Raw genomic sequence first — 22,909 nt, 5'->3', positions numbered from 1 at the left:
TATACACGATATGTGCATGAGATGGACAAATCACGCATGATTTCGGTGGATGCCTTCGACCTCAAGATCCTCGGCGCGCTGCAGGACGACGGCCGCCTCACCAACCAGGAGCTGGCCGACCTCGCGGGCCTGTCGGCCTCGCAATGCTCGCGCCGGCGGATGCGGCTGGAAGAGGAGAAGGTGATCGCGGGCTATCACGCCGATCTCTCCAGCGAAGCGCTCGGCTTCGGGGTGATCGCCTTCATCCAGGTGGGCCTGGCGACCCACTCGCCGGACAATTCGAAGCGCTTCCGCGCGCTGGTGAACCGGATCGACGAAATCCAGGAGGCCTATTCGCTGACGGGCGACGCCGACTATGTGCTCAAGGCCGTGCTGCGCGATCTCAAGGGCCTGTCGAACCTCGTCAACGACGTGCTGATGCCGCATCAGAGCGTGGCGCATGTGCGCTCCTCCATCGTGCTGGACCGGCTGAAGGAAAGCTCGCGGCTGCCGCTCAAGGAGATCAAGCCCGGCTGAAATCGAGGGAACTACGGCATTCGCGCTCGCCCCGCGATCTGCGATGATCCAGGCAGTCTTCGGAGATACCGCCATGGCCCTCCAGCTTCGACCGAACTGCGAATATTGCGACCGCGACCTGCCGCCCGACGCGACGGATGCGCGGATCTGCTCCTACGAGTGCACGTTCTGTGCGGATTGCGTCGAGACCAAACTCTCCAACGTCTGCCCGAACTGCGGCGGCGGCTTTGCCCCGCGCCCGATCAGGCCGACACAGGAATGGCGGGCCGGCGTGTGCACGACGAAGCAGGCGCCGTCGGACAAGCGGGTGCATTTGAAGTACAGCGTGGAGGATGTCGCGGCGCATTGCGCGCGGGTGCGCGATGTGCCGCCGGAGAAGCGATAGGTTTCGTAGTTTTGTAGGGTGGGCAAAGGCGCGTTAGCGCCGTGCCCACGTCCTTTCTCGCAACGAATGGTGGGCACGCTTCGCGTTGCCCACCCTACGGCACCCGAGCGTGCGGCTACTCCGCCGCCAAAATCGTCCCCTCGACCTCGCCGAACCCGACGCGATAGCCCTTGCCCTGGCACCAGCCGCGCATCACGAGGCTGTCGCCGTCCTCCAGGAACGAGCGCTTGACGCCGCCGGGAAGCTCGACCGGCTCGGCGCCGTTCCAGCTGATCTCGAGCAGGCTGCCGCGCTGGTTCTTCTCGGGGCCGGAGATCGTGCCGCTTCCAAGGAGATCGCCGACATTCATGGCGCAGCCCGAGGAAGCGTGGTGCATCAGCTGCTGCACCGAGGACCAGTACATGTATTTGAAATTGGTGCGGCTGATGCCGGCGGGCGCGTTGGCGCCGGCGGCTCGCAAGGAGACGTCGAGCTCGACATCGTAGTTCTGCGGCTTGCCCTGCCTGAGATAATCCAACGGCACCGGCTCCTGCTCGGGTCCTTTCAGGCGGAACGGCTCCAGCGCCTCGCGCGTCACCACCCACGGGCTGATCGAGGTCGCGAACGCTTTTGCGAGGAACGGGCCGAGCGGCACATACTCCCATTGCTGGATGTCGCGCGCGCTCCAGTCGTTGAGCAGGACGAAGCCGAAGATCATCTCCTCCGCCTGTTGCTCGCTCAGCATGCCGCCCATCGGCGACGGCTGGCCGATCACGACGCCCATCTCCAGCTCGAAATCGAGCCGCTTGCAGGGACCAAAACTCGGCACCTCGACATTCGGCGGCTTGAGCTGTCCGCGCGGGCGCTTCACCCTGGCGCCTGACACCACGACGGTGGAGGCGCGGCCGTTATAGGCGATCGGCATATGCAGCCAGTTCGGCTGCAGCGCGTTGTCCTTGCCGCGGAACATCGCGCCGACATTGGTGGCGTGCTCTTTCGACGAGTAGAAATCGGTGTAGCCGGAGACCGCGAAGGGCAGATGCAGCCGCGCATCCCGCATCGGCACCAGCGCCTGCTTGCGCAGCTCCTCGTTGTCGCGGAGCTCCGGATGGTCGTGCCGCAGCAGCTCGCTGATGCGCGCCCGCGTCTTCGTCCAGACTTTCGGCCCCAGCGCCATGAAGGGATTGAGCGAAGGTCCCGACAATACGCCGAGCGGACCGACATCGAGACGCGAGTCCTGTTCGAGCTCCCAGAGATCGAGCACGTAACTGCCGATGGCGACACCGACCCGCGGCGTCGGGTTGGCCGTGGTCGAGAACACGCCATAGGGCAGGTTCTGGATCGGGAAGTCGGAGGCGGCGTCGACCTCGATGAAGGAGCGGAGGCTGGGGTCGTTGGGGTGGATTGTCACTTCTGGCTCGATTCCTTATTCCTTCTCCCCTTGTGGGAGAAGGTGGCGCGAAGCGCCGGATGAGGGGTCTCTATCGGCGAACTCAATTGAAGAGAGGCCGCGGAGAGAGACCCCTCACCCGTCCCGCCGCTGCGCGGCGAGCCACCCTCTCCCACAAGGGGAGAGGGGAAGAAAGCTACGGCTTGCTCGGATCGAACCGCTTCTCGAGGCCCTTCCAGCAATCCGCGTAATCGTCCTGCAGCGTCGACGCATTCGCGGCATGCGCGGTGACGCGTTGCGGGTAGCGGGTCTCGAACATGAAGGCCATCGTGCCCGTGAGCTTCACCGGCTTCAGCTCGCCATTGCTGGCGTGCTCGAAGGCGTCGCGGTCGGGGCCGTGCGGCAGCATGCAATTGTGCAGCGAGATGCCGCCGGGCACGAAGCCCTGCGGCTTCGCATCGTAGACGCCGTAGATCAGGCCCATGAACTCGCTCATGATGTTCATGTGGTACCAGGGCGGACGGAAGGTGTTGTCGGCAACCATCCACCGCTCGGGGAAGATGACGAAGTCGATATTCGCGGTGCCCGCGGTCTCCGACGGCGAGGTCAGCACCGTGAAGATCGAGGGATCGGGATGGTCGAAGCCAATCGCGCCGACCGGCGAGAACGTGCGCAAGTCGTACTTGTACGGCGCGTAATTGCCGTGCCAGGCGACCACGTCGATCGGCGAATGCGGCAAGGTCGTCTTGAACAGCGAGCCGCCCCACTTCACGAACAGCTCGGTCGGCGTGTCCTTGTCCTCGTAATTCGCGACCGGGGTCAGGAAGTCGCGCGCATTGGCGAGGCAATTGGCCCCGATCGGGCCGCGCTCCGGCAGCGTGAAGGCGCCGCCGTAATTCTCGCAGAGATAGCCGCGCGCCGGCCCGTTCGGAATCTCGACGCGGAACTTGACGCCGCGCGGGATCACCACGATCTCGCCCGGCTCGGCATCGATGCGGCCGAATTCGGTGACGAGGCGAAGATTGCCCTGCTGCAGCACGAACATCAGCTCGCCGTCGGCATTGTAGAAGTGCTGGTCCACCATCGACTTGGTGATGAGGTAGACATGCGCGGCCATGCCGGCCTGCGTGTTCACGTCACCGGCCGTCGTCATGGTCTGCACGCCCTCGACGAAGGTCACGTCCCCCTTCGGCAGCGGCGTCGGATCCCAGCGCAGCTGCGCGATCGGCAGATCGTATTCATGGCATGGCGCCGAGCGCCAGAGCCCGGCATCGACCTTCTCGAAGCGGCCGGAATGCTTCACGGAGGGGCGGATGCGGTAGAGCCAGGAGCGCTCATTGGTGCCGCGCGGCGCGGTGAAGGGCGAACCCGAGAGCTGCTCGGCATAGAGCCCGTAAGCGCAGCGCTGCGGCGAGTTGCGCCCGATCGGCAGTGCGCCCGGCAGCGCCTCGGTCTCGAAACTGTTGCCGAAGCCGGACATGTAGCCCGGCGTCACCTGCGCCGAGCTGCGGATGATCTGATCAGGCGAGGTGTTGATGTTCATGACTATCCTCCTCCTTGCAGGGCGGCCCACATTTCCTGGTCGCGCTTGTCGGTCCAGATCACGGGATCGTCGATCCCCGACGCTTCGTCATAGGCGCGCGACACGTTGAACGGCAGGCAGTGCTCGTAGATGGCGAAGCTGTGGAATTTCGGATCCATCACCTCGCGCGTCGCCGCCATGGATTCCTTCAGCGTGCGGCCCTTCGCGACCGAGATTTCGGCGGCGCCATAAAGCGAGGTGACAAAGTCGCGCGTCATGGCGATGGCCTCGCGCACCGTGGCGGTGCCCTTGAGCGCATCGCCGCGACCTGGCGCGATCGCCTTGGGATTGAAGTTGCGGATCTCGTTCAGGGTCATCGGCCATTCGCGCAAATGCGCATCGCCGCAATAGCAGGCCGAGTGATATTCGATGAGATCGCCGGAGAACATCACCTCCGCATCCGGCACCCAGGCGACGATGTCGCCGGAGGTGTGGCCCGCGCCGAGCTGCATCAGCCGCACCTCGCGCTTGCCGAGATAGACCGACATCTCGCCTTCGAAGGTCAGCGTCGGCCAGGTCAGGCCGGGAATGCTCTGCGCGTCCTGGAACAGGCGCGGGAAGCGGCCGTATTCGGAATCCCAATCCTGCTTGCCGCGCTCCTCGATGAGACGATAGGTCTCCTGCGAGGCGACGATGCCTTGCGCCTTGTAGGCGGAGGCGCCCAGCACGCGCACGGCGTGATAATGCGACAGCACGACGTATTTGATCGGCTTGTCGGTCACGGCCTTGACGCGCTCGATCACCTTGTTCGCCATCGCCGGTGTCGCCTGCGCGTCGAACACGAGGCAGCCGTCGTCGCCGACGATCACGGCCGTGTTCGGATCGCCCTCGGCGGTGAAGGCATAGAGATCGGTGCCGATCTCGGAGAAGGTGATCTTCTTCTCGGAGAGATCGCCGGTGGACGCGAAGTTCTTCGCCATCAATTCATCCTTACGGGGTTACTGTTGTTGCTGTTGTTGCTGCTGGCCGTCGATCATGCGGCGTTTCGCGAGCCCAATCGCCTCGCGCAGCACGCCGATGTCGCCGATATGGTTGGCGAGGATCAGCACCAGCGCCGCGTCGAAATCGGCACTCTGCTCCTCGGTGAGACCACGATGCGCCTCGACGATGGCGCGGAAGGCATCGTCGGGACGTGCGAAGTTGGAGCTGGTGGAAAGCGCCATTGCCAAACCTCAATTCAGGCCTGCGGCCCGCGACAGGGCCGAGGCGATCGCCTCGCGCGTCGGATGACGGAAGCGCGCCGCGACATAGCCGTCGGGCCTGAGCAAATAGGCTGCACCCGGCTCTGCGTCGTAGCGTTTGGCGACAAGGCCGGAGGGATCGGCGAGCCCGCCCTCGCCGCCGATGCGGATATCCCTGACGCCGTCGGGCGCCTCAAAGACCGCGCCATTGCTGAACGACAGCAAGGTGAAGTCCGTTCCACCCTTGCTGAAGGCATCCGTCAGATAGCCCTGCCCGGCGACGGGCGCATCGAGCATGGAACAGCCGGGCGACGGCCCGCCGCGCCAGGCGTCCGTGTCGCGTGACGACAGCGGCGTATCGTAGCTGCACGGCACCGAGAGCCTGCCGCCATTGACCATGCGCTTGCCGAATTCGGTTTCCTTCGCAAGCGACAGCACCGCCTTGCGCAGCCGCGCCTCCTGATGCGAGTTCGGCGCCATGAAATCGGTCGAGCGGGTGGATTCGCGGATATTCTCGTCCGCCGCCATGCTGCGCTCGACATGATAGCTTTCGAGCAGGCTCGCGGGCGAGGTGCCGCGCAGCACGCGATCGATCTTCCAGGACAGGTTCTCCGCGTCCTCGAGTCCGGAATTGGCGCCGCGCGCGCCGAAGGGCGAGACCTGATGCGCGGAATCGCCGGCAAAGATCACGCGGCCGTGGATGAAGCGATCCATCCGGCGGCACTGGAATTTGTAGAGAGAGATCCACTCGAACTCGAACTTGTCGTGGCCGAGCATGCGCGCGATGCGCGGACGCACGTTTTCCGGCTTCTTCTCGACGACGGGATCGGCATAGCGGTTGAGCTGGAGGTCGATGCGCCAGACGTCGTCGGGCTGCCGGTGCAGCAGCGCCGAGCGTCCGGCATGGAACGGCGGATCGAACCAGAACCAGCGCTCGGTCGGGAATTCCGCGGTCATCTTGACGTCGGCGATCAGGAACTGGTCCTCGAACACCTGTCCCGCGAACTCGGCGCCGACCATCTGCCGCAGCGAGGAGCGCGCACCGTCGCAGGCGACGACATATTGCGCCTGCAGGCGATAGGCGCCCTCCGGCGTCTCGATCGTCAGCAGGGCGGAATCGTTGCGCTGCTCGAGCGCCGTCACCTTGTTGCGCCAGCGCAGGTCGATCCCGGGCAGATCGCCGATGCGATCGACCAGATAGGCCTCGGCGTAATATTGCTGGAGGTTGATGAAGGCCGGCCGCTTGTGCCCGTCTTCCGGCAACAGGTTGAACTGGTAGAGCTGCTGTTCGCCGTGGAAAATGCGGCCGACGCTCCACACCACGCCCTTGTCGACCATGCGGTCGCCGACGCCGAGGCGGTCCCAATATTCCAGCGACCGCTTCGAGAAGCAGATCGCGCGCGAGCCCTCGCCGATGCGGTCGGCGTCGTCCAGGAGGACGACGCGCTGGCCGCGCTGGGCAAGATCGATCGCCAGCGACAGGCCGACCGGGCCGGCGCCGACGATCACGACCGGATGCTCCGCCGGGCTTGGGCCGGGGCGATCCTGATCGGGGTGGCGGCGATAGCCGAACTGGGTTTTGGCCTGATGCGTATTGGCCGGCGCCATACACTAACCTCGGCTCTGGTCAGGAGGGGACTGATCTGCTAGATAGTCTCACGTGCAACTATTTTGGACCGGAGCCGGCCGGCCGTCAACTGGAATTCGGAGCGCTGCCTTGGCAAGGACATCCAGCGACATCGCGCTGAAGACACGGGAGGGCGGCGAGGCCTCGCCGCGGCCAAAGGCGCGGCTCGATCTGTTCAAGTTCGTTCCTTTCCGCCTCAACCGGCTGGCTGCGGAGGTCAGCGCCGCGCTGTCGGTCGAATATCAGGAACGCCACGGCCTCGACATTCCGGCCTGGCGCGTGATCGCCACGCTCGGCTTCCGCAACGATGCCTGCAGCGCGCAGTACATCTCCCAATGCACCCGCACCCACAAATCCACCATCAGCCGCGCGGTGACCACGCTGCTGAATGAAGGATTGATCGAGCGCGTCGAGAACGAAGCCGACCGCCGCGAATTCCGCCTGCAACTGACCAGAAAGGGCCGCGCGCTCTATGAAGAGCTGTTCCCGCAATTGCTGCGGCGTGAGGACGAGATCCTCGCCTGCCTCTCCGCGCAGGAACGCAAGCAATTGTCAGCGCTGCTCGGCAAGATCGAGGAGAGCCTCGACCTGATCCAGACCAGCGCAGAGGCGGACGCGAAGCAGGCGTATTAGGGCGCGCATCTACGGGGCGGACATCGCCGAAGCATACGCCAAAGGACCGCCGAGAGCCAAAAGGTGGCATTGCCGTTTGAGAGATTGATCAGGGTCAAGAAGCCCGACACTCATTTGGCTACTTCATGTCGGGATTGAGGGGCAGGCCATGCTTCCGTTTAGTCCCGAGCAATTCCTGTCCGTATTCGTGAACTACAACACCGCGATCTGGCCGGTGCAGGTTGTCGCCTACTTACTGGGGGGCTTGGCCATCTCCCTTCTCTTTTGGAAAGTATCACACGCCGATCGCGTGATCGCGGGCGTCTTGGCTGCCATGTGGCTTTGGACCGGGTTCGCCTATCACGGTATTTTCTTCTCACCGATCAACAAGGCAGCGTACCTCTTCGGCACGTTGTTCATTCTTCAAGGCGCTTGTCTGATGTATTCCGGCACGTATCAGAATCGCCTGTGTTTCGGCCTTGAATTCGCCACGCCGGCTTGGATTGGCGTGGCGCTCGTCATTTACGCGGCAATCATCTATCCACTGATCGGCATGGCCACCGGCCATCAATATCCCGAGACACCAATGTTTGGTGTCACGCCATGCCCGGTGACCATATTTACGTTCGGGCTGCTTCTGTTGACTGTGCGCCCCGTTCCTCGCTGGCTCTTGGTTGTCCCGTTCGTTTGGTCACTGATCGGCGGCAGTGCCGCCATTCTTCTCAAGGTGCCGCAAGACTGGCTGCTCCTCGTAAGTGGCTGCATCGCCGTACCAGTGATCATTTTCCGGGATCGGCGGGCGATGTCGGACGTCCGAGCCGCCTGAAGCGCAAGGTGTACGTCTGCTCGGGGTCACGAAGCAACGCCCACGGCGTGGGGCCGCGTGCACGAAACGCGCACAAGAGCGCGCTCCTCGGAATGAGGGGCGGCATCGCGCTACTTCGCAAACGACCGCGACGGCGGCAGGTGCAGCGCCCAGGCATCGACCTTGTCGCTGGCACGCGGATAGATCTCGGTCACGATCGGATCGTGGCCGGGGATGAATCGATCGGGGTGGCCGGCAAGGCGCTCGATCGTCTCCCAGCCTACGGCCATGTCGCCGACATTGTAGACGATCGGGAACGGACTGCGGCGCTGCAGATTGGCGTAGTAATGCGCGGCATCGGATGCGAGCACCACCGATCCGCGCGCGGTCTCGACCTTGACCACCTGCAAGCCATCGGAGTGGCCGCCGACGCGGTGCACGGTGACGCCGGGGGCGACCTCGCCGTCGCCCGAATAGAACGTGACGCGCTCGCCATAGACATGACGCACCATCTGCGTGACGTGCTCGACCGAGAACGGATGTCGCAGCAGTCCGTTGCACATGCAGCGCCCCGTCGCGTAAGCCATCTCGCGCTCCTGCAGATGGAAGCGCGCGCTCGGGAAGCGGTCGAGATTGCCGGCATGGTCGTAATGCAGATGCGTCACGATGACGTCGCGAATGCTCGAAGCCGCAACGCCAAAGCGCTCCAGCGCATCGACCGGATTGAGCGTCAGCTTGCGCGCCCGCGCGCTCGCCTCCTCGGCATTGAAGCCGGTGTCGACCAGAATCTCGCGGCCACCACCGCGGATCAGCCAAACGAAGTAGTCGAGATCCTGCGCCGCGCTGTCATGCGGATCGGGCGCCAGGAAGTTCATGCTGGGGGTACGCGGCGACATCGTCGCATAGCGCAAAGCGTAGATTTCGTAGACGTTTCCCATGGCTCTTGCTTTTCTACTCTTGCTTTTTTGTAAGGGGAGCTGAACGACCGGACGCAGCAAGCCATCGTCCGCCGCAAAGGTCAAACAGCCGGGGCTGCTGCGACCGCAAGGCTGCAATGTGAGACCAATCACATTTTTGTCGCCATGAATCCCCTAGCATGGCCGCCGCAATGCCCCACCACGTCGCGTCGAGCTCGATCATGACGGCCGGTTCATCTTCGTCACCAGCCCCTCGCCGGTACGCCGCTCCGTTGCGATCAATCGTCGCGATAATGCCGAATCTCCAAGCGGTTGACGCCCCCCTCCCCCGGTTTGATAATGCACATTGCGTAAGTTAAGGTCGCCGCGGCGCAAGCTGGAACGGCGCCTTTTTGGCTGGACCGCGCTCATTATGAAAATTCGCTTTCTTCTCCTTCTCCCGTTGCTCGTTTCGCTCGTACCGACGGCCCCATCGCTGGCGGCCGGCGACCGCTACGCGCTGGTCATCGGCAACGCCAAATATCCGGATGCCGATGCCCCACTGAAGGAACCGATCAACGATGCGCGCGACATCGCCGACGAGCTCAAGCGTGACGGCTTCTCGGTCGAGATCGGCGAGAACCTGACCGGCGACGGCATGCGCCGCGCCTTCGACAAGCTCTATGGCAAGATCAAGCCGGGCTCGGTGGCGCTGGTGTTCTACAGCGGCTTCGGCATCCAGTCGGCGCGCCAGAGCTACATGCTACCGGTCGATGCGCAGATCTGGACCGAATCCGACGTGCGTCGCGACGGTTTCAGCCTCGAGACCGTGCTCGGCGAGCTCAACACCCGCGGTGCCGGCGTCAAGATCGCATTGATCGATGCCTCCCGGCGCAACCCGTTCGAACGCCGGTTCCGCAGCTTCTCGGCCGGGCTTACGCCCGTCATCGCTCCGAACGGCACGCTGGTGATGTATTCGGCGGCGCTGGCCTCGGTGGTCTCCGATGCCGGCGGCGACCACAGCCTGTTCGTCCAGGAACTGCTCAAGGAAATTCGCGTCCCCGACCTGATGGCCGAGGAGACGTTGAACCGCACCAAGATGGGCGTCACCCGCGCCTCGCGCGGCGAGCAGGTGCCGTGGATCTCCTCGTCGCTCGCCGAGGATTTCTCCTTCATTCCGGGGGCCGCCGGGTCGCGTCCGACCGCGACGACGACGACCCCACCACCACCCGCGCCGCCGGTGGTCGCGAACAATCCGCCGCCGGCACCGCCTGCGCCGCCCTCACCACCTCCACCGCCGAAGCCGGCCGACACGGCCGCCGCTCCAGCGCCTCCCCCTCCGCCCGCACCGGCCCCGGCGCCAGCGCCGAAGCCGCAGGTCGAGGCCGCCTTGCCGCCGCCGCCACCGGCTGCGAAACCCGCCGATCCCGCGCCCGCACCGAGCATGGATAGCGGGCCGAGCGCGGCGGCGCTGGCCGAAGACCCCACCATCAAGGGCCTGACGGCCAAGATCGCGGCCAATCCTGACGACGTGAATGCGCTGTACCGGCGCGGCCAGGTCTATGCCAGCAAGGGCGCCTACAGCCTCGCCATCAAGGATTTCGACGACACGCTCCGGATCAATTCGAAGGACGTCGAGGCGCTGAACAACCGCTGCTGGACCCGCACCGTGGTCGGTGATCTCCAGGGCGCGCTGAAGGATTGCAACGAGGCGCTGCGGCTGCGGCCGAACTTCGTCGATGCGCTGGACAGCCGCGGGCTCGTCAATCTGAAGTCCGGAGCGGTCAAGAACGCGATCGCCGATTTCGACGCGGCCCTGCGGATCAACCCGCGCCTGACCTCCTCGCTCTACGGACGGGGCATCGCCAAGCAGCGGAACGGCTCCGCCCAGGAAGGGGCGCTGGATATTGCGAACGCCAAAGCGATGGATCCGAACATCGTTCAGGAATTCGCAAGCTACGGAGTACGCTAGTATTTTTTTGAGCTGAGGCGATCGACGCCTCGAACCCTGGACGGCCCTCGGAAGACTAACCGTCGGATGCCGCAGGCGGCCTTTCCCGGGGGGGCCAATGGCAGGAATTTGGAACCACGCGAGCTTCGGCGCGCAGGAGGGACGAGCTATGAAATTGGCTGCAAAGGGACTTACCGCCATCCTCTCGGTCATGGCCATCGGCGCCGCGCTGTCGTTGCAAGCCGCCCCCGCGTTCGCCGGCGATGACGGCAACAGCAAGAACGTCACCGAAGACGAGATCGTCCGCGCGCTGGCGCCGCCGGCGAAGAAGCCGCTGACCCGCGGCCTCTCGATCGGCGCTCCGCAGGCCGACCCCGCGCCGAACGCGGCCGAGACCAAGCTGATCCAGTCCGTGCGTGGCCGCTCGACCCGCTCGCTGTCCTCGACCGAGCGCGAGGAGATCGCCTCGGTCGCGAAGGACAAGCCGAATATCGATCTCGAGATCACCTTCGACTACAACTCGGCCAATATCAGCGCCAAGTCGATGGCTTCCGTGCAGGCGCTCGGCCGCGCGCTGACCAGCCCCGATCTGAAAGGCTCGACCTTCGTGGTCGCCGGCCACACCGACGCCGCCGGCGGCGAGTCCTACAACCAGGACCTGTCGGAGCGCCGCGCGGATTCGATCAAGCGCTACCTCGTGGAGAAGTACAGCATTTCCGCGACCGATCTCGTCACCGTCGGCTACGGCAAGAGCAAGCTGAAGGACCCGGGCCAGCCCATGGCCGAGGTCAATCGCCGGGTGCAGGTCGTCAACATGGAAAACAAGACCACCGCATCGAAGTAAGCACGACGCAATCCTTTGCAGTGACCCGTCGTGATGTGGTGTAAAGTCTCGCTTGCGAAGCGCGTCCCGCAGCCTTGCGGGACGCCGCTTTATTTCAGGGAAACGCTCTGCATGGGCCTCGTACGGACGGCCGTGAGCCAGGCCAGGATGATCCGGCGATGAACCTTTCCGAATATCTCAAGCCGGCCGGAACCGTGGCCTTCGTCGTTGCGCTCGGCCTCGGCTATTATCTGTTCGAGCACCGGCGCCGTCCCGAGGTGAAGGAGACGCCGAGCGAGGCGCTCGTCATCGTGACGAAGTCGACCAATGCCTGCTTCTCCGACCTCGTGCGCGTGACCGGCTTCTTCGTACCGCGCCGCGAGGCCGTGGTCGTCGCCGACCAGGAAGGCTCAAGGGTCACCGACCTCTTCGTCACCGAAGGCACCATGGTCACCGACAATCAGGAGCTGGCGCGACTGACCCCGCCGCCGCAGATCCCCGGCCAGCCGCAGCGGCCCGGACCGCAAGGCCCGATCTCGCTGAAGGCGCCCGCGCCGGGTCTCGTCACCGAGGTCCGCACCATCGTCGGCGCGCCCGCTTCGCCGCAGGCCGGCCCGATGTTCCGCATCGCCGTCAACAACGAGATCGAACTCGACGCCCAGGTTCCGGCGGTCCACATGCCCAAGCTCAGTGCCGGCGCGACCGTGCGCATCAGCCGCGACGACGCGCCCGATCTGATCGGACGCGTGCGGCTGGTCTCGCCCGAGATCGACCGAACCACGCAGCTCGGCCGCGTCCGCATCAGCGTCACCAACAATCCCTCGCTGAAGGTCGGCGTGTTCGCGCGCGCCTCGATCGACGCCAAGCGAAGCTGCGGCGTGGCGGTCCCCAAGACCGCCATCGACCACCTCACCGTGCAGGTCGTCAAAGGCAACATTGTCGAGACGCGCAAGGTGCGGGTCGGACTGTCGTCCGACACCGCGACGGAAATCCTGGAGGGCCTCGACGTCGGCGAAATCGTCGTGGCCGACGCCGGCTCTTCGCTGCATGACGGCGACCAGATCAAGACCATGTTCGCCGATGAACTCGATCGCACGCGGGTACGCTGATGGCTCTCAATATTTCGGCATGGTCTATTCGTCATCCGCTGCCGTCGGTCGTCTTTTCGATCATCCTGCTGGTGCTCGGCTGGACCTCCTTCGTGAAGCTCGCGGTGACGCGGCTGCCTTCGGCGGACATCCCCGTGATCTCGGTCGCAGTGTCGCAGTTTGGAGCTGCGCCCGCCGAGCTCGAATCCCAGGTCACCAAGACCATTGAAGACGCGGTGTCCGGCGTCGAGGGCGTCAGGCACATCACCTCGCAGATCACCGACGGCCTGTCGCTGACCACGATCCAGTTCGCGCTGGAGACCAACACCGACCGCGCGCTCAACGACGTCAAGGACGCGGTGACGCGCGTGCGCTCGAACCTGCCGCAGAACGTCACCGAGCCGCTGATCCAGCGCGTCGACGTGATCGGCCTGCCGATCGTCACCTATGCCGCGATCTCGCCCGGCAAGACGCCGGAGCAGCTCTCCTATTTCGTCGACGACGTGGTCAAGCGCGCGCTGCAGGGCGTGCGCGGCGTCGCCCAGGTCGAGCGCATCGGCGGTGTCGAGCGCGAGATTCTGGTGTCGCTTGATCCCGACCGCCTGCAGGCGATGGGGCTCACCGCCGTCAATGTCAGCCAGAGCCTGCGCGGCACCAATGTCGACGTCGCCGGCGGCCGCGCCGAGATCGGCAAGAACGACCAGGCGATCCGCACGCTGGCCGGCGCCAAGACGCTGGGCGATCTTGCCGGCACCATGGTCCCGCTGTTCGGCGGCGGCGAGGTCAGGCTCGACGATCTCGGCACCGTCACCGACACCATCGCCGACCGCCGCACCTTCGCCCGCTTCAACGGTGAGCCGGTGGTCGCGCTCGGCATCAAGCGCTCCAAGGGCGCCAGCGACGTGAAGGTCGCCGCCGCCGTGCAGAAGCGCATCGACGCACTCAAGGCCGCCTATCCCGACGTCGACCTCAAGCTGATCGACAGCTCGGTCGAATACACCAACGGCAATTACGAAGCGGCGATCTCCACCCTGTTCGAGGGCGCCATCCTCGCCGTGGTCATCGTGCTCTTGTTCCTGCGCGACCTGCGCGCCACCATCATCGCCGCGATCTCGCTGCCGCTATCGATCTTCCCGGCGTTCTGGGCGATGGACCTGCTCGGCTTCTCGCTGAACCTCGTCAGCTTCCTCGCCATCACGCTGTCGACGGGTATCCTCGTCGACGATGCCATCGTCGAGATCGAGAACATCGTCCGGCACATGAACATGGGCAAGTCGCCCTACCGTGCCGCGCTGGAGGCCGCCGACGAAATCGGCCTCGCGGTGATCGCGATCTCGCTCACCATCATCGCGATCTTCGCGCCGGCGAGCTTCATGTCCGGCATTGCCGGACAGTTCTTCAAGCAGTTCGGCATCACCGTCTCGGTGCAGGTGTTCTTCTCGCTGCTCGCAGCGCGCTTCGTGACACCGGTGCTGGCCGCCTATTTTCTCAAGCACGGCAATCACGAAGAACCGCCGCCCGGCCGCATCCTGCGGTCCTACCACGGGATCGTGGCCTGGTCGGTGAAGCATTATTTCATCACGGTGCTGATCGGCTTCGGTATCTTCGCCGCCTCGATCTGGAGCATCACGCTGCTGCCGCAGGGCTTCCTGCCCGCGCAGGACAGCGCGCGCTCGCTGCTGGCGCTCGAGCTGCCGCCGGGCACCCAGCTCGCCTACACCGAGAAGGTCACCGAGGACATCGTCGCCCGGCTGCGCAAGCGGCCCGAGGTGAAGAGCATCTTCGTCGATGGCGGCCGCGTCCCGCCGGGCACCCAGGAAGTCCGCCGCGCCGCCCTGATCATCAACTACACGCCCAAGGCCGATCGCGACATCACCCAGCGCGAGTTGGAATTCTCGATCAGCCAGGAGCTGGAGAACATTCCGGACATCCGCTTCTGGTTCCTCGACGAGAACGGCCTGCGCGCCATCTCGCTGGTCGTGACCGGTGTCGACGCCAACATCGTCAACAACGTCGCCAGCGAGCTCGCGACGCAGATGAAGCGGATTCCGACCATCTCCAACGTGATCTCGGAAACCACGCTGGAGCGGCCGGAGCTGCGCATCGAGCCGCGCGCCGATCTCGCCGCACGTCTCGGCGTCTCGACCGAAAGCCTGTCGCAGACCATTCGCGTCGCCACCATCGGCGACGTCGGGCCCGCGCTCGCCAAGTTCGACGTCGGCGACCGCCTGGTGCCGATCCGCGTGCAGCTCGAGGACGCCGCGCGCGCCAACCTGAAGACGCTGGAGCAGTTGCGGGTGCCGCTCGGCGAGCGCGGCGAGAAGGGCGGCGTGCCGCTCTCGGTCATCGCCGACGTCAAGCTCGACCAGGGTCCGACCAGCATCAACCGCTACGACCGCGAACGGCAGGCCACCGTCGCAGCCGACCTCGTCGGCTCCGCCGCGCTCGGCGACGCCACCAAGAAGATCTACGACCTGCCGGTGATGAAGACCTTGCCGAAGAGCGTGAAGGTCTCACCGTCCGGCGACGCCGAAAGCCTGAACGAACTGTCCGACGGCTTCGCCACCGCGATCACGGCGGGCCTGATGATGGTCTATGCCGTGCTGGTGCTGCTGTTCGGCACCTTCCTGCAGCCGATCACCATCCTGTTCTCGCTGCCGCTCTCGATCGGCGGCGCGATCGCCGCCCTGCTCGTCACCGGCAAGCAACTCACCACGCCGGTGTGGATCGGCATCCTGATGCTGATGGGCATCGTCACCAAGAACGCGATCATGCTGGTGGAATTCGCGATCGAATCCATTCACGCCGGCAAGCCGCGCGACGAAGCCATGATCGACGCCGGCATGAAGCGCGCCCGCCCGATCGTGATGACCACGATCGCGATGGCCGCCGGCATGATGCCGAGCGCGCTCGCGGTCGGTGCCGGCGGCGAGTTCCGCTCGCCGATGGCACTCGCGGTGATCGGCGGCCTGATCTTCTCGACCATCCTGTCGCTGGTGTTCGTGCCCGCGATGTTCATGGTGATGGATGATCTCGGCGCCCTGATCTGGCGCTTCGGCAAGCGCCTGATCGTGCACAGCGAGGACGCGGAGACGGACGGTCATCACGGGGCTTCTGATGCGGACGCCCCGCCCGTCTCGAAGAACATGGTGCACCCTGCGGCGGAATAGGATTCGCGCGAAGGGGCGGCCATCAGCCGCCCCTTATCCGTGATCTGAATGACTGACGTTGCATTACATGCAAAGCAGCCTGGACGAGCCTACTCGTTCCGAGCGATCGCGGTCAGCTTGGTCATGTTCCGCAGCAGGATCCGGCCGCGCTGCAGATCCAGGATCGCTTCCTTGCGCCAGGCCTGGAGCTGGCGGTTGACGCTCTCGCGGGCGGCACCCACGAAGACGCCGAGCTGCTCCTGCGAGATATGCACCTCGGAGCCGAAATCCGCGGCGAGCGCGCAGAGCCGCCGCGCGAGGCGCACCGGCAGCGGCTGCAGCATGGACTCTTCCATGCGCTCGCTCTGCCAGCGGATGCGCTGGCACAGCAGCGAGATGATCTTGATCGCGACCTTCGGCTCGCGTTCGAGGAAGCCGAGGAAGTCCTCGCGCCGCAGCACGAACAATTCGCTGGCCTCACCCGCCGTCGCATCCGCGGTGCGGTCCTGGCCGTCCAGCACCGCAACCTCGCCGAACAGGTCGCCGGGACCCATGAAATTCAGCGTCAGCCGGCTGCCGTCGGAGGCGCCGGTCTCGATGCGGACCTGGCCGCGGCGCACGCCGAACAGCGCGTCCCCGGCATCGCCCTTCTGGAACAGCACCTCGCCGTTCGCCAGATGCTGGGTGTGGCAGAGATTGGACAGCCGCTGGAGCTCGTCCGCGCCGAGATCGGCGAACATCGGGTTCATCTTCAGGATGACCGCAAATTCGGCCTGTTTGCTCATTTCAACGTCCTTGTGAATTCGCTCGTCAATTTCACCGGCAAATCGCTTGGAACCATCAAGATCAGGATCGCGTAAAACCGCGCCGGGGAAGTGTGTCATAAGTCACATAACTTTGCAGCACCCCCTGACTATTTTTGACCGCTTGGAGCCGCTTCCCGTCCGGGGATAAACTCACGCGCAAGAGACGGGTGAGCGGCCGGTTTCGGCGCCGTTCGTCCGTCGTTGGAAAGTCGACATGAGAGCTGTGAAATTCGCCGGCGCCGCGGTCGCCGCTGTCATCATCGTGATCGCGATTCTGCTCGTGGTCGGCATCCCCTCGGGCTTCCTGACCTCGACCATTGCCGCGCGGGTCGAGAGCGCCACCGGCTATCGCCTGTCGATCGACGGCACCACGAAGATCAGCCTCTGGCCGACGCTGAACGTCACGCTGAACGACCTCACGCTCCAGGACCCCAAGGACCGCAGCGGCATCACACGCCTGACCGTCGACAGCGTGCAGGCCGACATGTCGCTCTCCAGCGTGTGGTCGGGCAGCCCCAAGGTCAGCGAGCTCATCGTCACCCATCCCGTGCTCTACCAGCCGCTGCTGCGCGAGCGCCTGCCGAACGCCGGCGGCACGTCGAAGCCTGTTACGCTCGACACGGCCGGTGCGACCATCGACCGCGTCAAGGTCATCGACGGCGAGGTCGCATTCGCGCGGCTGCGTGACCGCGTCGAGGGCCGCATCAGCGCCATCAATGCCGATGCCGTCGTTGGCGGCGACCGCAAGGTCAACATCACCGGCACCGCGCGCGTCGGCGATCACCCGACCAAGTTCGACATCAAGGCGACTACGCCGGCACCGCCGGCCGAACGGCCGACCATTCCGGTGGATTTCGCCATCGACATGCCCGACGTGCTGAAGTCCCAGCTCAACGGTCATGCCGAGATGCGGCTGAACGGCGACGTCCTGATGATCAACGGCGTGAGCGGCAGGCTCGGCGACGGCGCCTTCAACGGCTGGGCCTCGGTCGACATCGCCAGCAAGCCCCTGGTCAAGGTCGATCTGGATTTCCAGCGCCTCGCAATCCCGCTGGCGAAAACGCCTGACGGCGCGCCGGGACAGCCCTGGAGCAATGCGCCGATCGACGTGTCCGGGCTGAACTATGTCGACGCGCAGGTGCGGGTCTCCGCGAACGAGGCGGTGATCGGCGATGCCCGCCTCGCGCCGCTTGCGCTCGATGCCAAGCTTGCGGGCGGTGTGCTGAAGGCCGGCACCGCCAATCTCGGCGCCTATGGCGGCCAGGTCTCCGGAGAAGTGATCCTGGACGCGACCACCGGCGCACCGAGCTTCGCCATGCATTCGGACCTCGTCGGCGTGCGCGCGCTGCCGCTGCTGCAGGGCCTTGCCGAATTCGACCGGATCGACGGCAAGCTGCAGGCCAAGCTCGCCTTGCGCAGCGCCGGCACCAGCCAGCGCGCGCTGATGGCGAACATGCAGGGCACGGCGTTCGTCAATTTCCAGGACGGCGCGATCCGCGGCATCAATGTCGCGCAGATGATCCGCTCGCTGACGACCGGCACGCTGTCCGGCTGGCAGGATAGCCAGAACGCCAGCCAGGAGCAGAGCACGGATCTGTCGCAGCTCTCGGCCTCGTTCCGCATCGACAAGGGTCAGGCCGTGACGACCGATCTCAATTTGATCGGACCGTTGGTGCGCGTCACCGGCGCCGGCACCATCGCGCTCGACACCAAGATGATGGGCTTTCGCGTCGAGCCCAAGCTCGTGATGACGACCGAAGGCCAGGGCCGCACGAACGAGCCGGTCGGCTTCGGCATCCCCGTGATGATCCAGGGCAGCTGGTCGCAGCCGAAGATCTACCCCGACATGGCCGGCATGCTGGACAATCCCGACGCCGCCTATGCCAAGCTGCGCGAGATGGGCAAGGGCCTGTTCGGCCCCGACGGCGCCGGGCTCGGCAATATCCTGGGAAGCCTGGGGCTTGGCGGCACTGCCGCACCGGGCGGCAACGCGGCCGGTGGCGCCAACCCGCAAGCCCAGCAACCGGGGCAGAACAATCTGCTCGGCGGCCCGCTCGGCGAGGCGATCGGCAATCTGATCCAGCAGGGGCTGTCCAGCGGCGCCGGAACCGGAGCCGGCACCGCGACGGGCACCGGCCGCAGCCGAAGCCTGCCGGCACCCTCCTCGACCCCGGCGCCGCAGGCTTCGCCGGCGCCCCCCGCCCAGGAGGACTCGCCGGTGGCGCAGCAGGATAGCCAGCCGATGAACGACGTGCTGCGGCAGCTCTTCAATCGATGATGGGCGGACCGGGCTGGATTTCACGCCAATCCCCTTACATCGGCCGACCCGCCCGCTGCTTCCTCCGAACGGATGAGGCTGCGACAATTCACCACCCCGCCGCCTGTCCCGGCGTCCACAACAGGTAACCACACCGGCGGTCCTCGGGTCCGCTGTCCCAAATTGTGATAAAAGGGCGGCCGGGGCCCGTGCGGCCCAAAGCGCCGGCCTTGGTGGCGGCGCGAGAGGATCCGGATGGCAGGGGCGAACGACAAGACACGGTTTCTGCGCGAGGGCCTGTTCGCCAAATATGTCGTCTCCCTCGTCGGCCTCGTCGTGTTCGTGCTCGCCGTCAACGGTGCGATGGAGACCTGGATCTCCTATCGCGCCACCAAGACCCAGCTGACGGACGGGCTGGAGGACAAGGCGCAAGGCGCCGCCCGGCGGATCGAACAGTCGATCTCCGAGCTCGAGCGCCAGATCAGCTGGGTGACGCGGGCGAGCCAGGACACGCTCGAGAAGCGCCGCGCCGACTATGCCTCGCTGCTGCACCAGGTCTCGGTCGTCAACCAGCTGTTCCAGCTCAACGGCGACGGCCGCGAGGTGCTGCGCGTCTCGCGCCAGTCGACCACGACCGGCGGAAATGCCGACCTGTCCCGCGACATGCGCTTCACCGACACGGTCGCGCGCGGCGTCAGCTATGCGCCGGCCTGGTTCTCCGACCGCACGCCGTTGATGTCGATCTCGGTGGCGCATTCCGGTTTCAACGCCGGCGTCACGGTCGCCGAGATCGATCTCGGCTTCCTCTCCGACTTCCTGTCCGACGCGCAAGTCGGCAAGGCGGCGTTCGCCTATGTGGTCGATCCGCGCGGCCGGGTGCTGGCGACGTCGTCGAAGGGGCCTGACGTCGGCAAGGACCTGTCGAAGCTGCCGCAGGTCGCGGCCGCGATCGCGCCCGGGCGCGAATCCGAGACGTCCGGCACCGACTTCAACGGCCACGCCGTGATGAGCGCGGCGAGCACCGTGCCCAAGCTCGGCTGGAGCGTGTTGTTCGAGCAGCCGACCACGCAGGCCCTGATGCCGATCCGCGACCAGCTGGTGCGCATCGCGCTCTTGATCGGCATGGGCCTGATGGTCGCAATCCTCGCCGGCACGCTGCTCGCGCGCCGCATGATCATTCCGATCACGGCGCTGCGCGACGGCGCGCACAAGCTCGGCGAGGGCGATTTCAGCCACCGCATCGACGTGCACACCTCCGACGAGCTGGAGGACCTTGCCGGCCAGTTCAACCGCATGGCCACGCAGCTGCAGGAGACCTATTCGAACCTGGAAACCAAGGTCGAGGAGCGCACCCGCGATCTCGCGCAGTCGAACCACGAACTCAAGGTGCTGGAAGAGGTCGGCCGCGCGGTCTCGTCCTCGCTCGATCTCAACGCCGTGCTGCCGACGATCGCGGCGCGCGCGATCGAGATCACCCATGCCGACGCCGTGCTGATCTACGGCTATGACGCCGAGACGCGCCGCTTCAACCTCGTGGACTCCAACGGCATCGACGGGTCCGTCGAGGGCGCCCATATCACCATCGAGGAAGGCGAGAACATCCTGAGCGATGCCGCCAGCAGCGGCGAGCCGATCGCGATCGCCGATCTCGAACATGCACCCGGGCAGCCGCTGCGCGACGCCGCGGTCGAGGCCGGCTTCCACTCGGTGCTGGTGGTGCCGCTGGTGGACCAGCAGGGCACGCTCGGCTCGCTGGTGGTGCTGCGCCGCGCCGGTGGCGAGTTCGCCGGCAGCCTCATCGGCCTGATGCGCACCTTCGCCAACCAGGCCGTGCTGGCGATGCGCAATGCGCGGCTGTTCACCGAGGTCGATCACAAGAGCCACGCGCTGGAGACCGCGAACGAGACCGTGCGCGCCCAGGCCGACAAGCTGCGCGTGCAGACCGAGCAGCTCAAGGACTGGAACAAGTCGCTGGAGGAGCGCGTCAAGACGCAGCTCGGCGAGATCGAGCGCATCCGCAAGCTCGAGCGTTTCCTGGCGCCGCAGGTGGCGCAGCTGATCGCCTCCTCCGACAGCCCCGAGGGGCTGCTCACCAGCCAGCGTCGCGAGGTCACCGTGGTGTTCTGCGACCTGCGCGGCTTCACCGCGTTCACGGAAGCGACCGAGCCGGAAGAGGCGATGAACGTGCTGCGCGAATATCACGCCGCGCTCGGCAAGCTGATCTTCAAATACGAAGGCACGCTCGACAAATATGCCGGCGACGGCGTGATGATCCTGTTCAACGCGCCGATCCAGTTCGAGGATCACACCCAGCGCGCCGTGCGGATGGCGGTGGAGATGCGCGACACCATCGGCCCGCTGACCGAGCGCTGGCGCAACCGCGGGCACAGCCTCGGCTTCGGCATCGGCATCGCGGTCGGCTATGCCACGCTCGGCCAGGTCGGCTTCGAGCAGCGGCTGGAATACGCCGCGATCGGCAGCGTCACCAACCTCGCCTCCCGCCTCTGCAGCGAGGCCAAGCCCAACCAGATCGTGGCCAGCCGCCGCGTCTACGGCATCGTCGAGCCCTGGGTCGAAGCCCGCGCCCTCGACGATCTCCAGCTCAAGGGCTTCAATCACCCGGTGCTGGCGATGGAGATCCTGAACTGGCGCGAGGAAGTGGAGAACGTGGTGGATGCTGCCGCGGCGGCGCGGCGACGCGGGTAGCCTCCAGCACAAACTTCGAAAACAACCCCATGCACAGTAGACCGGTGCTGTGGAATCAAGGACTTGCGCGCGCCTCTCGCGTGCGCCCAATCGGTTTGACGCGTCGGGCAAAACACCGGCGGCGTGGCACCCTCTCTCAGCCTCCGACGAACCACATCTCTGCTCCCCGCGACTAACCATCGCCTCAACGGCGAGGCGGATTCGTGGGAGACGGACTGTGGCGCTTGCCTTGCCTTCGCGTGCGTATGATCTGCAGATGCTGGACCGCCCCGTCGACCGCGCGCGCGACCAGGGCTGGGTCTACGGGCTGCCGCCGGGCATCAGCAGCGAGCAATGGCCGCTCGATCCCGTCACCGGTTTTCCTCTGATGCACGGCTTCACGCTGCTGCTGCCGGAGGACTATCGCGTGCATGGCGCGGACATCGTCGCTGTGTCGTTCTTCGCCACGGCGCCCGATCACAATGACGGCGGCGCGCCCGACGATCCTGAAATCCGCGAAGCCGTAATGGCGCGGCCATCGCATCCGCGTCTGTCGCGCATGAGCGACATTCTCGACTACGAATATGCCGCACTGCTGCTGACCAGGGCCGAATACGAAGGCCCATTGGCGACGCCGCCGGTGCCGCTTGCGCTGGCGACGGCGGAGCAGCCGCGCTGGCTCGACGTCGGAAGCGCCAGCGCCTTCTTTGAGGCCGCCGCGCCTTACGCGAGGAAGATGTTCGCGACGCCGCCGCGCACCGATCTCGGCGAGACCCGCGCGATTGCGATGTCGCCGCGCGCGAGCGATCCCAACGCCGGCAAGGGCCCGCAGGACGAGCACGTCCGCAAGAACCCGCCGACCGGCTACCAGTCCTATTTCTATTTCGTCGGCGGCGTGCCGAACGCCGATAATTACCGCATGCACGACTGGGCCAAGGACCACGCCCCCAACCATCTCGGCGGCACCATGCGGCCGTCCCAGGCCGAGCCGGAGATGAGCCCGTTCTACGTCGAGTTCGAGGAATATTTCGGCGGCTACAATTTCGGTGGCGGCAATGCGCAGCTCGACTTCAGGGACATGAAGTTCGACTGGGCCTGCGGGTGATGACGGCGCGCGTGCAACGGCTGCAAACGCTCAACCCATACGCTAGAAAAAATCGATTTTCGATTTTCTGTT

General features: G+C 65.6%; 18 protein-coding genes. 11 read left to right on the top strand and 7 right to left on the bottom strand.

Going from position 1 to position 22,909, the window contains the following annotated elements; genetic code table 11:
• Positions 1-36: 36 nt before the first annotated feature.
• Positions 37-516, top strand: coding sequence for an Lrp/AsnC family transcriptional regulator (locus tag A7X65_RS31655; RefSeq protein WP_063692740.1), 480 nt, complete (start codon positions 37-39; stop codon positions 514-516).
• A 73-nt stretch (positions 517-589) separates the two neighbouring features.
• On the top strand, positions 590-901 hold the full coding sequence (locus A7X65_RS31650) for a DUF1272 domain-containing protein (protein WP_063693822.1): 312 nt from the start codon (positions 590-592) through the stop codon (positions 899-901).
• Positions 902-1,016: 115 nt separating this feature from the next.
• On the opposite strand, the gene fahA is transcribed toward A7X65_RS31650, so the two are convergent.
• The 5 genes from fahA to A7X65_RS31625 form a co-directional block, all read right to left on the bottom strand.
• Positions 1,017-2,291: a fumarylacetoacetase gene (gene fahA, locus A7X65_RS31645; protein ID WP_063692739.1), complete on the bottom strand. Its 1,275-nt coding sequence runs from the start codon at positions 2,289-2,291 to the stop codon at positions 1,017-1,019.
• A 175-nt stretch (positions 2,292-2,466) separates the two neighbouring features.
• Positions 2,467-3,813: a homogentisate 1,2-dioxygenase gene (hmgA, locus tag A7X65_RS31640; RefSeq protein ID WP_063692737.1), complete on the bottom strand. Its 1,347-nt coding sequence runs from the start codon at positions 3,811-3,813 to the stop codon at positions 2,467-2,469.
• Positions 3,814-3,815: 2 nt separating this feature from the next.
• A complete protein-coding gene (locus tag A7X65_RS31635; protein WP_063692735.1) occupies positions 3,816-4,772 on the bottom strand; it encodes an MBL fold metallo-hydrolase in 957 nt (318 codons plus the stop codon).
• An 18-nt stretch (positions 4,773-4,790) separates the two neighbouring features.
• Entirely contained in the window at positions 4,791-5,015 is a 225-nt protein-coding gene (locus A7X65_RS31630; protein ID WP_063692733.1) for a DUF2783 domain-containing protein, read from the bottom strand.
• A gap of 9 nt (positions 5,016-5,024) precedes the next feature.
• Positions 5,025-6,641 carry an FAD-dependent oxidoreductase gene (locus A7X65_RS31625; protein ID WP_063692731.1) on the bottom strand — a complete coding sequence of 539 codons (1,617 nt, stop codon included), beginning with the start codon at positions 6,639-6,641 and terminating at the stop codon, positions 5,025-5,027.
• Positions 6,642-6,750: 109 nt separating this feature from the next.
• Between A7X65_RS31625 and A7X65_RS31620 the strand changes: the two genes are divergently transcribed.
• Positions 6,751-7,293, top strand: coding sequence for a MarR family winged helix-turn-helix transcriptional regulator (locus A7X65_RS31620; RefSeq protein WP_063692730.1), 543 nt, complete (start codon positions 6,751-6,753; stop codon positions 7,291-7,293).
• 148 nt (positions 7,294-7,441) lie between these two features.
• Positions 7,442-8,098: a DUF6064 family protein gene (locus A7X65_RS31615; protein ID WP_063692729.1), complete on the top strand. Its 657-nt coding sequence runs from the start codon at positions 7,442-7,444 to the stop codon at positions 8,096-8,098.
• A 110-nt stretch (positions 8,099-8,208) separates the two neighbouring features.
• Here A7X65_RS31615 and A7X65_RS31610 read toward each other — a convergent pair whose 3' ends face one another.
• The gene (locus tag A7X65_RS31610) at positions 8,209-9,015 is read right to left on the bottom strand and encodes an N-acyl homoserine lactonase family protein (protein WP_063692728.1); all 807 of its coding nucleotides are present in this window, start codon (positions 9,013-9,015) and stop codon (positions 8,209-8,211) included.
• Between the two features lie 391 nt (positions 9,016-9,406).
• On the opposite strand from A7X65_RS31610, the gene A7X65_RS31605 reads away from it, so the two are divergent.
• The 4 genes from A7X65_RS31605 to A7X65_RS31590 all read left to right on the top strand — a co-directional run bounded on the left by A7X65_RS31605 (position 9,407) and on the right by A7X65_RS31590 (position 16,005).
• Positions 9,407-10,945, top strand: coding sequence for a caspase family protein (locus A7X65_RS31605; RefSeq protein ID WP_063692726.1), 1,539 nt, complete (start codon positions 9,407-9,409; stop codon positions 10,943-10,945).
• Positions 10,946-11,093: 148 nt separating this feature from the next.
• Positions 11,094-11,768, top strand: coding sequence for an OmpA family protein (locus A7X65_RS31600; RefSeq protein WP_063692724.1), 675 nt, complete (start codon positions 11,094-11,096; stop codon positions 11,766-11,768).
• 158 nt (positions 11,769-11,926) lie between these two features.
• Positions 11,927-12,856, top strand: coding sequence for an RND family efflux transporter (locus tag A7X65_RS31595; RefSeq protein ID WP_063692723.1), 930 nt, complete (start codon positions 11,927-11,929; stop codon positions 12,854-12,856).
• The gene (locus A7X65_RS31590; RefSeq protein ID WP_063692721.1) at positions 12,856-16,005 is read left to right on the top strand and encodes an efflux RND transporter permease subunit; all 3,150 of its coding nucleotides are present in this window, start codon (positions 12,856-12,858) and stop codon (positions 16,003-16,005) included. Before A7X65_RS31595 ends, A7X65_RS31590 begins: the two co-directional genes overlap by 1 nt.
• 89 nt (positions 16,006-16,094) lie before the next feature.
• On the opposite strand, the gene A7X65_RS31585 is transcribed toward A7X65_RS31590, so the two are convergent.
• A complete protein-coding gene (locus A7X65_RS31585; RefSeq protein ID WP_063692720.1) occupies positions 16,095-16,769 on the bottom strand; it encodes a Crp/Fnr family transcriptional regulator in 675 nt (224 codons plus the stop codon).
• 235 nt (positions 16,770-17,004) lie between these two features.
• On the opposite strand from A7X65_RS31585, the gene A7X65_RS31580 reads away from it, so the two are divergent.
• From A7X65_RS31580 to A7X65_RS31570, 3 genes are all read left to right on the top strand, one after another.
• The gene (locus A7X65_RS31580; RefSeq protein ID WP_063692718.1) at positions 17,005-19,068 is read left to right on the top strand and encodes an AsmA family protein; all 2,064 of its coding nucleotides are present in this window, start codon (positions 17,005-17,007) and stop codon (positions 19,066-19,068) included.
• A 234-nt stretch (positions 19,069-19,302) separates the two neighbouring features.
• On the top strand, positions 19,303-21,753 hold the full coding sequence (locus A7X65_RS31575) for an adenylate/guanylate cyclase domain-containing protein (protein WP_063692717.1): 2,451 nt from the start codon (positions 19,303-19,305) through the stop codon (positions 21,751-21,753).
• Positions 21,754-22,009: 256 nt separating this feature from the next.
• Complete coding sequence (locus A7X65_RS31570) at positions 22,010-22,837, top strand: hypothetical protein (RefSeq protein ID WP_245323994.1); 828 nt, start codon at positions 22,010-22,012, stop codon at positions 22,835-22,837.
• Positions 22,838-22,909 lie beyond the last annotated feature (72 nt).

The sequence above is a fragment of the Bradyrhizobium stylosanthis genome, assembly GCF_001641335.1.
GTDB classification, from domain to species: domain Bacteria; phylum Pseudomonadota; class Alphaproteobacteria; order Rhizobiales; family Xanthobacteraceae; genus Bradyrhizobium; species Bradyrhizobium stylosanthis.
This window is presented reverse-complemented; position numbering and strand designations above follow the sequence as displayed.